Origin of the sequence: Companilactobacillus musae (assembly GCF_003967595.1) — a bacterium.
Taxonomy (GTDB): Bacteria; Bacillota; Bacilli; order Lactobacillales; family Lactobacillaceae; genus Companilactobacillus; species Companilactobacillus musae.
In genome coordinates this window covers 1-12,894 of record NZ_BIFW01000013.1, presented here as the reverse complement: position 1 = coordinate 12,894, position 12,894 = coordinate 1, and the positions used below count along the sequence as shown (strand labels likewise).

The following is a 12,894-nucleotide window of genomic DNA, read 5'->3' as shown; positions in this document are numbered from 1 at the left end:
TATGACAACAGTTGTTGTAGTAGGTACCCAATGGGGCGATGAAGGTAAAGGTAAGATTACCGATTATTTCAGTGGTGAAGCTAACATTATTGCACGTTACCAAGGTGGAGATAATGCCGGTCACACTTTAAATATCGATAATCACGTTTACAAGTTAAGATCTGTTCCATCAGGTATTTTGTATTCAGATAAGACGAGCGTTATTGGAAATGGTGTCGTTTTGAACCTAGAGTCACTTCAAGAAGAATTGGGACGTCTTCACGAGCAAGGTGTTGATACAACTAACTTGAAGATTTCTAACCGCGCACAGTTGATTCTTCCTTACCACATTCAATTAGATAAACTTCAAGAAGCCGCTAAGGGCGATTCTAAAGTTGGAACAACTAATCGTGGTATTGGACCTGCTTATACTGACAAAGCTTCACGTGTTGGTATTAGAATGGCTGATATTCTTGATAAAGAATTGTTCAAAGAATTATTGACTGAAAATCTTAAGCAAAAGAATGAACTATTTACAAAGATTTATGGTGTTGAACCAATGAAATTTGATGATATCTTTGAAAAGTATTATCAAATTGGTCAAGACCTAAAGAATCGTGTCATTGACACATCTGCATATTTGAATAAAGAATTAAAGAATGGTAAAAATGTTCTATTTGAAGGTGCACAAGGGATCATGCTTGATATTGACCATGGTACTTATCCTTATGTAACCTCTTCAAATCCAGCTGGTGGCGTAACTACTGGTGCCGGTGTTGGTGCTCCATTGATCGATAATGTCATTGGCGTAGTTAAGGCTTATACATCACGTGTTGGTGCGGGTCCATTCCCAACTGAACAACTAAATGATACTGGTGATTTCTTGCGTGAAGCAGGTCATGAATATGGAACAGTTACTCATCGTCCACGTCGTGTTGGTTGGCTAGACCTAGTTGTCCTAAAGCACTCATGTAACGTTTCTGGTGTTACTCATCTATCACTTAACTGCTTAGACGTTTTAACAGGTCTAAAAGAAATTAAGGTCTGCACAGGTTATGATCTTAATGGCAAGATTATTGATGAATACCCAGCTAACCTAAATGTTTTGGCCAAATGTAAGCCTGTTTATAAGACCTTTGAAGGCTGGACAGAAGATATGACTCAAGCCAAGAGTTTGGATGAGTTACCACAACAAGCTAGAGATTATCTTGACTTCATCAAAAATCAATTGGGTGTTGAATATGCTACAGTTTCAGTTGGTCCTGATAGAGAACAAACAATTGAAGTAAATGATGTTTGGAAAAATTAATTAGATAAATATATGAGGATTGGTTGATTACTATTCCTTGTAGGATAAGTCGGTTTCATCATTAAGATGGCCGGCTTTTTTGTTTGGAAAAAAATATGATGATTGTTTCATCGTTAGAATAAATAATTTATATTTGGTGTTTTTTTAAAACAAAATAATTGCTTATAAAAAATATGGTGTTATTATAAATATAACAAGTTAATAATAAAGTAACACTAAAGAAAGAAGGATATAAATTATGACAAAATATGCAGTAACTGGTGCGACAGGACATTTTGGACAAAATGCAATCAAAGAATTGGTTAAATTAGTTTCAGCAAATGATGTGGTGGCTTTAGCAAGAAATACTACTAAAGCAGAAAAAATGGTTCCTGCTGGTGTAGAGGTACGTGATGGTGATTATTCAGATGTTGAACAATTAACAGAATCATTAAAAGGTGTTGATAGATTGCTTCTTATTTCGTCAGTACCTGGTGCTCCTGGAGCCCGTTTAACTCAACACGAAAATGTAGTTACAGCTGCCAAGAATGCTGGGGTAGGTTACATTGCCTATACTAGTTTTCCTCATGCTGATAAGGCAACGGTTCCTTTAGCAGCAGATCATACAGCAACAGAAAAATTCATTATTGACGCTGGTTTGAAACATTCATTTCTTCGTAATAATTGGTATCTTGAAAATGAAGCAGCAACTCTTAAAAGTGCAGTTAAAGGAGACAAATTTGTTTATTCTGCCGGTGATGGTAAAGTTGGCTGGGCTTTGGAAAGTGAATACTCGGAAGCTGCTGCTAAAGTCTTGGCAGCTAATGATACAAAGGATGTTTATGAATTTGCTGGAACAAGTAGAACCTATCAGGATTTAGCAGCTGCTATTGATAGTAAATTTGAAATTTCATCCTTAAGTGATGAAGAATATAAGAACGATTTAAAAAATGCCGGTGTTGATGAAGGTACTATTGATGTAATTATCTCAATTCAGGATTTGATCAGTAGTGGTACATTAGCAGAAGAAACAACCGATTTAGTAGATGTGTTGGGAAGAGAATTAACACCTATTTCTCAAGCTATTCAAGATGTTGTTGATGAAAAATAGTTGGTATCTGATCTAGTGATGCTTTATGATATTAAAGTATATTTGACTAGGAGGTGGCTTAATTATGAAGTTTTCCAGTAAATTAAGCGATGGTGTTCATATATTAGCCTATGTGGATATTTATAGAAATGGTGATTTGTCTAGTGCGGCAATAGCAGGTAGTATCGAATCCAATCCTAGTTTAGTAAGAAGAATGATGTCTCGTTTAAAAAGGGCAGGATTATTAACTAGTCAACCGGGTGTGGTAGCTCCTAAGTTGGGAAGACCCGCCGATGAGATTACTTTATTAGATGTTTATCGAGCAATTGAAGATAATCAAAACCTTTTACATATTGATGAAAAAACCAATCCGAAGTGTATTGTAGGTGGCAACATTCAGGACACTCTGACAGGAATTTATCAGCAGATTCAAAATGATGCTGAAGAAAGCATGTCAAAAGTGACCTTGCAATATATTATCGATGATATTTTAGTAAAGAATCAGAATAAAAATTAAGGATAATTCATTTTTTGATTCTAAATTTACCAATAAAAAAAGCAGTGTCTATTAAGAGATTCAGGTAGATTTTACATACCTCGAATACTCTTCAATGGTCACTGTTCTTTTTTATATTTAAGATGAAACCATCAACAAAATATTAATTATTATCGTCTGTTGAAATAATGCCTCTTTGAAAATTAACGAAACGACTGCTGTTACGATTAAAGGTAAGTGTATAGTAATAACTATTATCTTTGCTTAATTGTTTTATATAGATCCGAGTGTATCTGGGGACATCGGAAATTTGATAACCAACGATGCTAGAATTGCTGACACGTGAGTTAGAATTTTTAGCTAAAGTGAACAGACCAATATTGCTTTTATCTGGATTTAAACCTAAGTTAATAGAAATTTGATTAAAATTACCAGGTTCGTTAGCATTTGTGGCGGTCAAGTTGGAATTGATAATAGCTGTCTTTAGACGTTGCATAAAAGGTTTGGCTTGATCAATACCAGCCTTTCCCATGGCAATGTCATTGAGAACGAATTTTGGTGGATATTTATTAGATTTAGTGTTGAGATATTTGGCAGATTTAATGGAATCGCCCTTGTAATAGAGGCGGTAACGATAACTGACAATAGTTTTAGTGTCATCGTAACGATTACAACTGATAGTAATATATTTACCATTAATATCCTTACCAAAATTTAATAGAGTCATTTTAGCGATGTAACGGTGTGGCTTATTGTGAACCTTTTTCAATAAAGATTTCTCTTGTTCATTGGATAGAAATGATAGTTCTTTCGTATTATCATAGTCATCATTGATTGTACTGACTAAGTTAATGGCATCTTGCTTGGCTTTGGTCATGTCGCCTTCATTTAAACTGATAGCTTTAGGGGCGATATCTTCATCAATGTTTTTAGGATTAACGATCAAAGAAAAAGGAATAGTGATCTGAGCAATGCCGTTAATTGTTTTATCTTTGATTTTTCCTAAGTTAAGGGCATACGAGGATACGATTATTATGAATAAGAGTAGAATAACGATCCATTTAATATATTTTTTGTTTAATTTTTTCAAAATTTCCACCCTTTATTTGCAGGATAATTTACTATATATAATAACAAGATGAACTAGATATTTGGGGAAAATAATGAAAGATAAGAAAGATTTAAAGAGTAGGACCAAATCAGAACATTATTTGATGTTGAGTGCTGGCGTAGTTGGTGTTATTACTGCCATCATTTTTTTCATTATGCTCTCGCGTGGTGTTGTTAATGCAGTGGTAACTTCAAAAATATCTAGCCAATATCAAGATAAAGAATTAGAAGTTCTAAAGACAGATCTGAATTACCGTTCACTGGATTTTATTGGTCGAGTGATTGATGTTAGTGATGGATATGTGATTACAAAAAGCAATATTCAGAAATATCATGAGTTGGAAAATTATATTCAAGCACGTAAAGATCGTACCAAGGAAGTCAATTCTCTTTACGAAGGTAAGAATAATTATCGTGATGATGTTACTAGTGAAAAAATCAATGATCTTGATAAAACTCTATTAAAGGAAAAAAATCAGGATGTTTATCAAAAACAGCGTAATAAATTAGATACGATCCAAATTTGGTACGAACAAACTCAAGATGCTGATAAATATCTAAGTAAAACTTGGGAAGGTTATAATGATAAAAATTCCAGTTTAAGTTTTAAGAAGATTTCGATGGTCAACACCTATTATAAATTGATTAAAAATAAAACAGTTAAGAATAGATGGAGTGAAGCGGTCACTAAAATGGACGATTACTTTGCTAACCATCAAGGTGAAAGTTCACGAGTAGAGGCAATTAAGAAAGAATTAGAAGTTTTGAAGAATTCGCCGTTAACGGAAAAATATACTCCAGCAAATGTTGATATTGTTAATAGTATGAATTCAACTAGTGGTGCTTCTGATAGCTTGAATCAAGCAGGTATTACTTCTAAAAATGTCCTTTACTATAATTCAAGTAAAAATACCTTAGCTTTAATGACCAGGGTTAGTGGCAAGTATGTCGCTGAAGACGGTTATAGTAACGTCATTAGTTCACAAGTAGGTTCTGGTAAATATACAGTTAAGAAGTTGGTTAGTGCTGGCAGTTCAGATGCAATTATTACTGATAGTAGTAATAGTAATTTTGGTCAGTATATATCTAATGCCAGTGACAGTTCATTGAGTGCAATGAATGTATCTAATCCAGATAATACTACAGCTGATTTTAATTCAGCTACTCCGGTATTCTGGTTTAAAAATAACTCGGCTTTGACAAGTTCAATATACTTTGGCAGTGGTTCAACAATTGGATTTATCTATGCTGGAGGTTCTAGTTATAACAATGGTATGCAAATTAGTTCATCAGACTTGTCTAATTTGATGTCACAAATCTCTTCTGGAATAACATTCTATGTTAATTAGGGGCTAATTATGCGTAAGAAAAAAATGGAACACAGATTAATTAAAAAAAGAAAAAAGTGGCCATGGGTCCTTTTGACAATTGTTTTATTATTCGTTTTGGCAATTGGAGCTTTTTGGTGGAAGTATGGTTACGAGATTAAAAATACGATTGCTGATGGTTATTCATACAGTGAAGGTTTGAAGAAATCGGATTTTCATCCCAAAAATTCAACCGTTATATATGATCGTAACGGTAAAGTGCTAAAGAAATTGGCTCAATCTAGTTCAAACTATACTTCTATCAATGATATTAATCCCGATATTAGTAAAGGATTGGTGGATGTTGAAGATCAACGTTTTTATATTCATCATGGAGTTGATCTGTATGGTATTTTGAGATCGACCGTTTCGACAGTTTTGCATCGTAGAACTGAAGGTGGATCAACGTTAACTCAACAATTGGTTAAGAATGTTATTCTGCAAGATCAGTCACAGAATTTGAATCGTAAGCTTAAAGAAATGGTTATAGCCCAGCAGTTAGAAAAGAAATTTACTAAGAAACAAATATTGGAATTTTATATCAATGATGTTTATATGGGCAATGGTTCATATGGATTCAGTGCGGCATCAGATTATTATTTTTCACAGAATCAAAAAGATTTATCAATTGATAAACTAGCTCTTCTAGTAGGACTTCCTAATAACCCCGTTTATTACGATCCAGTCGTGTATCCAGAACGAGCATTAAAACGCCGTAACATGATTTTATATATCTTTAACCAACGTGGATTAATTTCTAAGAAGACTTATAAGGAAGCTCGAAAGCGTCCTTTAGGATTGAAAATTAATCAACGTAAGTATGATAACGATGTTTCAAATAATTATGCTTTAAGTTATGCTGTATTCAATGCAACTGAAGAGTTAATGAAGTCTTCTGGTTTTACAATGCAATATGATTTTAAGGATAGAGCTGAAAAAGATGCTTATGGCAAAAGATATAATGAGGCATATAACCGAGCTCATGGTGAGTTAATGGATGGTGGTTATAAAATCCATACAACAATTGATATGGATGTCCAAAATAAGATTGAAAGTTTAGTTAATAAAACATATCAAGCTTATACCGGTAGGGCTACTAATGGAAAACTTACTCCTCAAGTTTCAAGTACTGTCGTAGATAACAAAACGGGTGACGTTATAGCGATAGTTGGTGGTCGAACAACAGATGGTGACCAAGTTAATCGTGCGGTAACGGTTTATCGTCAGCCTGGATCAACGGCTAAGCCAATTTTGGCATATGCTCCAGCCTTTGAAAGAGGTTATTTGCCCCAAAGTACAGTGATTGATTCGGCGGTTGGTAATCCAGTCGTTCATAACTGGTACAGTGGCTATACTGGAAGTAATACTTTAAGACATGCTTTGGAAAATTCTATTAATACTATTGCTTATAAGTTAGCTGCTTCTGATACTAAACATACTTATTATGATGATATGGTCAAAATGGAATTTGCAGGATTAGATCCTAATCAAAAGACCGACCCTCGTTTGGCAATTGGTTCGTTTACTAATGGTGTAACAACTACCGAAATGGCGTCAGCTTATAGTTCATTTTCTCGTGGTGGAAAGTTTGTTCATCCAAGTAATCTTTCTAGTATTTATGATAGTGGTAATGACCGTTATATTTATCAGAATACTCATATGGAAAAGAATGTTTATACTAAAAATGCCAGTTATATGATGATAAATACAATGCAGTCCGTGATTAGTGATGGTTTGGGTAAAGCCGCTGCTTTGGATAATTATAAATATACAGCTGGTAAGACTGGTACGACTGATAATACGATTGATTCCTATTTCGTAGGGATGACGCCTGATTTTACAATTGCTAATTGGACCGGAAATGATAAACCTTCTTCTTTAACTAGCAGTGAAGATGCTTTGACGATGCAGGCTTTTAAGGCTGAAGGTGAGTATCTGGTTGATGAAATGAAACAAAAAGATAAAGATTTCAAAAAACCAAAGACAGTTACTGTTAGTGGTAGTGATTTGTCAGTTAATACAAGTAACGAGAAACCAAGTATTCAAGATATTATTGATACTGATTTTTCTAAGTACAATACTGATCAAGAGAATAAGAATACTAATCGACTTTATAATCTGGACTATCGAATTATTTATCATTTGACTAAGAAAGAAGAGTTTAGTCGAGAAAATAAAGTCCAAAAGGCAATTGATAAGTATAATGAATCGCCAATTACTAAAGAATCTCAATATAATAAGAAATTGAGTGAATTGCAGAAGATTCGTTATCTAAATGCCAATGTTAAACGTCAAAGCGCCAAAATTGATTTCAATAAACAGATTTTAGGACTTCAGAAAGATCTTAATATGAGTCAAGCAATGTTCCAAGCAGCCAAAGACAATAAGAAGGTTGCTAAGTACGAAGAGGAAAAAGAATCCATTGAAACACAGCGTGAACAAAAACGTCAGGCAATGGTTGATAAATTAATGCCTCAATATAATTCACAACTTCAAAAAGTTAAGAGTGCTTATAAGAACAATGATTCTGACAAAGAAGATCAGAAACAAAAATTGGTTGATATTATGAATGAGATCAGAAGTTACGGTGGAAATGTGCCTGATGTGAAAATCGATGCAAATGGCAATGCTTCAACAAGTAGTAGTTCATCTACTTCTTCAAGTAGCTCAACATCTAGTTCAAGTGATGACAATTAAAAAACGACCGGCAAAATTATTTGCTGGTCGTTTTTTTAGCTATATTAAATTATTATCTGTGCAGAGAAAATAATTTAAATTTCTTCAATATCTTTATTAGTACGTTTAGCAATAGCAGGTAAAATCAAGCCAAGAACAATCAAAGCAATTGGTGTAATGATATTAAGAGCTAATTGGAACCACCATGATGATGGGTCTTGTGCCATATTCATCTTAGGAACCATACCTAAGATACATGCAAAGGCTGTCAATACGAAAGCCCAAAGTCCAAATCCGAAACCAACATATCTATTTTTAACAAACATATAGTCTGATTTGTACTTATCTAGTTGTCTAGTTAACATCATGTATGCTAAGAATACCCAGAGGTAACGCATTGGCATAACGATTGAGTTAAGGTTCAACAACCAATTATAAAGATCATTCATACCATTGATACCAAGGGCTGGAACAATGATAAGAATTGAAACAAGAATAGCTGTCATCTTGTAGCCATTGATAGCAATACCGCGTTTGTTCTTTTTCAAAAGTGCCTTAGGGATGTATTTCTTATCAGCATCACCTAGAAGCATACGTAAAGGTGCATCAATTGAAATTGCCAAAGCAGCAGCCGAAGCAATTGTATTAGTAATGGCGAAAGCCCAAACAAATAAGTTACCAACGTGGAAACTGTTGCCTAAAAATTGGAAGGCTTGATAAGCACCGTTAGCCATTAAGTCAGCTGGGATATGATTTGAATTAACAATCATACCGATGGCGAATGAACCTAAAATTGCAGAAACAGCAACCATCACAGCTAAAATGATCATACCTAGTGGGAATTCTTTTGAGGCATTCTTAGTTTTGTTAACGTATGGAGAGATCTTTTCAGAACCACCAACGGCGAAAACTAACATTGAGATTGTCGTAAAGTATTGGAAGTCGAATTTTGGTATGTATGTATGAATATCAGTCATGTTTGGAGTAGCAATTTGGACATGAGTGATAAAAGGAGCACTGACACCTAAAATGATGAATAACATTGACATAGTAAACATTGCAATACCAGCAATACTACCCAAGTTATTCAGAATTGTCGTACCTTTACTAGCTAACCAAACGAAGATCAAGAAGATAACTAAACTAGCTCCCTGAACAAGCAATGGTGAAGCTGTTTTAATGAATGAACCATTTCCCTTGAACAACCAGCTCAAGCTGACCATAATGATTTGTGGCTTTTGAGCTAAATAAGGAACGTGAACTACCCAGTAAGTCCAGGCAGCAAAATAAGCTAGTTTGTTATTGGAAAGTGCTTTGACCCAAGAACTAACACCCCCACCAGCTTCTTGAAACGCTGATCCTAATTGTCCCACCATTAAAGTGTATGGAACAAAATATAGGACCATAATTAAAATCCAAGATGTTACAACGGCTAAACCTTGATTGGCAAAGTTGTTGATAACATTGTTAAGACCCCAAACGGTAGTAAAACCCAAAAGGGCAATATTCCACCATCTAAACGTCTTTGCATTATTTGCATCTGACATTATTCAAATCCTCCTACGAAGGAGATTATACATGAAATATACAATTAAAACTTCTAAATAATGAGATAGATTTGGGGATATGTTTGACATTATATTTTAGTAAATTTTTTTTAATAAAATTGACAGATTGTATCAAAAAATTATAATTTAGGAATGCAGCGATTAAAAAGAAAATTTTTAATCAATTGAATTAAGCTGTATAATTGCATTCTATCTACTATAATATATAGAGAATTTATTTTTTATTGTAGATAGCAAATCAATCGGAGTTTATTTATGGATAATGATAATAGAAACAATATGTCTAGAGAGCGTCGGCAAAGATCTCGCAACAGCGCTCTAGCATCTAATAACAATGGTAAGATTAAACGTCCATTTCTTAAAATTATCGGTTTAGTATTTTTAGTCATGGTTTTTGTCATGGGTTCTTATGGATTTAGACTGTACGCTCAAGCACAAAATTCGTTAGGAAAAACTTACAAAGCATTAGATGGAAAAACTGTTTCAACTAGGATCAGTGATAAAAGACCTGTTTCGATTCTTTTGTTGGGGGTTGATACAACTGACAATGGAATCAGAGATAGTACAAGAAATTATCGAGGTAATTCGGATACGATGATCGTTGTAACGGTCAACCCTAAGACCAATAAAACAACAATGATGTCTGTGCCAAGAGATTCAATGGCTCAGATTTGGAAGAGTAGTACTAATAATACTCGCAAGATTCAAAAGATTAACTCAGCGTATAACATTGGTAATGAAGAAAGTGCAGTCGCTACGACCGAGAAACTTTTGAACATACCGATCGATTATTATGTTAAAGTTGATTTCAATTCATTGAAACAAATTGTTAATGCCGTTGGTGGTGTTGACGTTGATGTTCCATTTAGTTTCTCTTATGGAGATACTGGAGAAAAAGAATCTCACTTCAAGAAAGGGAAAATGCATTTAAATGGTAAGCAAGCACTTGATTACTCGAGAATGCGTTATGAAGACCCTGAGGGAGATTACGGACGTCAAAAGAGACAACGTCAGGTTATCACTGCTATTATTAAGAGTGCTGCCAGTGCTAATACCTTTACGCATTATCAAAAAGTATTGGATAGTATTTCTAGTTCAATGACAACTAATTTGAGTTTCAACGATATGCAGTCTATGTTCTTTAATTATCGTGGTGCAGCTAAGAGTATTGGGTCAGATCATGTTCAAGGATATGGTTCTATGATCGATGGTTCGTCATATGAAGTTATTCCAACTAAGGAATTAAAACGAGCATCTAATAAGCTTAGAAAGCAACTAGGATTATCAGAAGAAGAATTAGACAATGAAGAAACAAGATTAAATACATTGAATGAAGATAGAGGTTTCTCATTTGACAGTGAGAACCAAAACCAAAACTATACAATCTTTACAAGAAATCAAACGTCTGAATAAGAATTTGAATAAAGACTGAGACAATAGTTTCAGTCTTTTCTTATATATAAAAGGAGATAAATATGAGTGTTTTAGAAGTACATGACTTGAGTCAGCAGTTTTTGGATAAGAAATTGTACGATTCTGCCAATTTACAAGTTAATAAGGAAGATCATTTGGGGATAATTGGTCAAAATGGTGTCGGTAAGTCTACCTTCATCAAAATTTTGACTGGTCAAATCGAACCTGATGAAGGAAAAATCAGTTGGAAGAAACATTTAACCATCGGTTATTTGGATCAGCAAGCTAAATTAGCCCCAGGGATGTCAATTTACGAGTACCTCCAAACAGCATTTACAAAATTATATGAAACAAGTGATAAGTTAAACGAGATTTACATGAATAATCCATCTGATGAAGACCTTGAAAAGGCTGGAAAACTTCAAGAAATCTTAGATGCCAATGATTTCTATGAATTGGATACTAAGATCCAACAAGTTGCTACTGGTTTAGGACTAGATGCGATTGGATATGACCATGACGTTTCCAAACTTAGTGGTGGTCAAAGATCGAAGATTATTTTGGCTAAAATTCTTTTGGAAAAGCCAGATATGATTCTCTTAGATGAACCTACTAATTATTTGGATACTAACCACATTGATTGGTTGGCCGACTATTTGAATAACTTTGAAGGTGCTTTTATTGTTATTTCCCATGATTATGGTTTTTTAGACCGTATTATTAATTGTGTGGCTGATTTTGAGTTTGGAAAGATTACTAAGTATACAGGTTCTCTCAAACAGGCACTTAAGCAAAAGGCTGCTAATCAAGAAACATATATGAAGGCATACGTTAAACAACAGGAACAAATTTCGAAGACTAAAGCTTACATTAGAAAGTTTAAGGCGGGTTCTCGTTCTAAGAGTGCTAAGAGTAGAGAGAAACAATTGGCTCATATGGATGTCCTAACTCCTCCAGGGAGTAAAACTGCCGCAAGCTTTGGCTTCCCCTATGTTGAAGTACCAAGTTCAAGAATGATGCTTGAAGTTAATGACCTAAAGGTAGGTTATGACGGTGAAGCTCTGTTTGATAAAGCACTAAATTTCTCTATTGTTAGTGGAGAAAAAATGGTTATTAAGGGATTCAATGGTATTGGTAAGTCTACTTTGATCAAAACACTATTGGGAATTCTTAAGCCAATCGATGGAAATTATGATTTTTCGGAGACAGTTAAGATAGGTTACTTCAAACAGGATTTGGTTTGGAAGAATAATATGGAGACACCATTCCAGTATATTAGCGATGAGCATCCGGATAGGGATGGTAAAGAAGTTCGACGTGTATTAGCTAGAACTGGATTAACTAATCAACAGATCATGTCTTCAATGCGTTCTCTTTCTGGTGGTGAACAAACTAAGGTTAAGATTGCCGATTTGATGTTTGATAATACTAATTTTCTATTCATGGATGAGCCTACTAACCATTTGGATGACGAAAGTAAAGCCGCTTTGCGTAAAGGGCTCAGAAACTATGATGGATCAATGATCTTAGTTACCCATGAGGAAGATTTCTATAGTAGTGACTGGATCGATAAGGTTCTAGATATTGAAAAGATCAAAGAAAATTGATTGTTTTCAAAAAAATATGAAAAAGTACTTGCATTGGTTTGCCATAAACGGTAAGATATTCTTTGTTGTCGCGACAAGTCAACTGCTTCAACGGATTAGCAAGAGATTTGCTAATCCGTTGAAATAATTATTTTAAATAAGTTCTTGGCAAAACGCTTTGAATTTGTTATAATAATTAAGTTGACTCGTAAGAGGCAATAATTAATTTGCTGATGAGCGTAACCGCTTAATCAGCTGGTAGACCTTTGAAAACTGAACAAAGTTTTAACACTAAATTGTGTAGGCCAACATTTATTTGTT

General features: G+C 34.3%; 9 protein-coding genes. 7 read left to right on the top strand and 2 right to left on the bottom strand.

What is annotated here, in order from left to right:
- Position 1 precedes the first annotated feature (1 nt).
- From LAB100_RS11150 to LAB100_RS11140, 3 genes are all read left to right on the top strand, one after another.
- Positions 2-1,288 carry an adenylosuccinate synthase gene (locus tag LAB100_RS11150; RefSeq protein ID WP_119327510.1) on the top strand — a complete coding sequence of 429 codons (1,287 nt, stop codon included), beginning with the start codon at positions 2-4 and terminating at the stop codon, positions 1,286-1,288.
- A 238-nt stretch (positions 1,289-1,526) separates the two neighbouring features.
- The gene (locus LAB100_RS11145) at positions 1,527-2,378 is read left to right on the top strand and encodes an NAD(P)H-binding protein (protein ID WP_119327511.1); all 852 of its coding nucleotides are present in this window, start codon (positions 1,527-1,529) and stop codon (positions 2,376-2,378) included.
- A 64-nt stretch (positions 2,379-2,442) separates the two neighbouring features.
- Positions 2,443-2,874 (top strand): Rrf2 family transcriptional regulator, encoded by a 432-nt coding sequence (locus tag LAB100_RS11140; protein ID WP_119327512.1) that lies wholly within the window; start codon positions 2,443-2,445, stop codon positions 2,872-2,874.
- A 142-nt stretch (positions 2,875-3,016) separates the two neighbouring features.
- On the opposite strand, the gene LAB100_RS11135 is transcribed toward LAB100_RS11140, so the two are convergent.
- On the bottom strand, positions 3,017-3,943 hold the full coding sequence (locus LAB100_RS11135; RefSeq protein WP_119327513.1) for a hypothetical protein: 927 nt from the start codon (positions 3,941-3,943) through the stop codon (positions 3,017-3,019).
- Between the two features lie 73 nt (positions 3,944-4,016).
- Between LAB100_RS11135 and LAB100_RS11130 the strand changes: the two genes are divergently transcribed.
- Both LAB100_RS11130 and LAB100_RS11125 read left to right on the top strand, forming a co-directional pair.
- A complete protein-coding gene (locus tag LAB100_RS11130) occupies positions 4,017-5,312 on the top strand; it encodes a hypothetical protein (protein ID WP_119327514.1) in 1,296 nt (431 codons plus the stop codon).
- Positions 5,313-5,321: 9 nt separating this feature from the next.
- Complete coding sequence (locus LAB100_RS11125) at positions 5,322-8,027, top strand: transglycosylase domain-containing protein (RefSeq protein ID WP_119327515.1); 2,706 nt, start codon at positions 5,322-5,324, stop codon at positions 8,025-8,027.
- 74 nt (positions 8,028-8,101) lie between these two features.
- Here LAB100_RS11125 and LAB100_RS11120 read toward each other — a convergent pair whose 3' ends face one another.
- On the bottom strand, positions 8,102-9,553 hold the full coding sequence (locus LAB100_RS11120; RefSeq protein ID WP_119327516.1) for an amino acid permease: 1,452 nt from the start codon (positions 9,551-9,553) through the stop codon (positions 8,102-8,104).
- Between the two features lie 276 nt (positions 9,554-9,829).
- On the opposite strand from LAB100_RS11120, the gene LAB100_RS11115 reads away from it, so the two are divergent.
- Positions 9,830-10,987, top strand: a complete 1,158-nt coding sequence (locus LAB100_RS11115) for an LCP family glycopolymer transferase (RefSeq protein WP_119327517.1) — start codon at positions 9,830-9,832, stop codon at positions 10,985-10,987.
- Positions 10,988-11,049: 62 nt separating this feature from the next.
- Positions 11,050-12,594: an ABC-F family ATP-binding cassette domain-containing protein gene (locus LAB100_RS11110; protein WP_119327518.1), complete on the top strand. Its 1,545-nt coding sequence runs from the start codon at positions 11,050-11,052 to the stop codon at positions 12,592-12,594.
- Positions 12,595-12,894: the final 300 nt, after the last annotated feature.

Excerpts from the sequence above, each read along its gene's own strand:
- LAB100_RS11150 (WP_119327510.1), top strand. The coding sequence starts at position 2 with ATGACAACAGTTGTTGTAGTAGGTACCCAATGGGGCGATGAAGGTAAA.
- LAB100_RS11145 (WP_119327511.1), top strand. The coding sequence starts at position 1,527 with ATGACAAAATATGCAGTAACTGGTGCGACAGGACATTTTGGACAAAAT.
- LAB100_RS11140 (WP_119327512.1), top strand. The coding sequence starts at position 2,443 with ATGAAGTTTTCCAGTAAATTAAGCGATGGTGTTCATATATTAGCCTAT.
- LAB100_RS11130 (WP_119327514.1), top strand. The coding sequence starts at position 4,017 with ATGAAAGATAAGAAAGATTTAAAGAGTAGGACCAAATCAGAACATTAT.
- LAB100_RS11125 (WP_119327515.1), top strand. The coding sequence starts at position 5,322 with ATGCGTAAGAAAAAAATGGAACACAGATTAATTAAAAAAAGAAAAAAG.
- LAB100_RS11120 (WP_119327516.1), bottom strand. The coding sequence starts at position 9,553 with ATGTCAGATGCAAATAATGCAAAGACGTTTAGATGGTGGAATATTGCC.
- LAB100_RS11115 (WP_119327517.1), top strand. The coding sequence starts at position 9,830 with ATGGATAATGATAATAGAAACAATATGTCTAGAGAGCGTCGGCAAAGA.
- LAB100_RS11110 (WP_119327518.1), top strand. The coding sequence starts at position 11,050 with ATGAGTGTTTTAGAAGTACATGACTTGAGTCAGCAGTTTTTGGATAAG.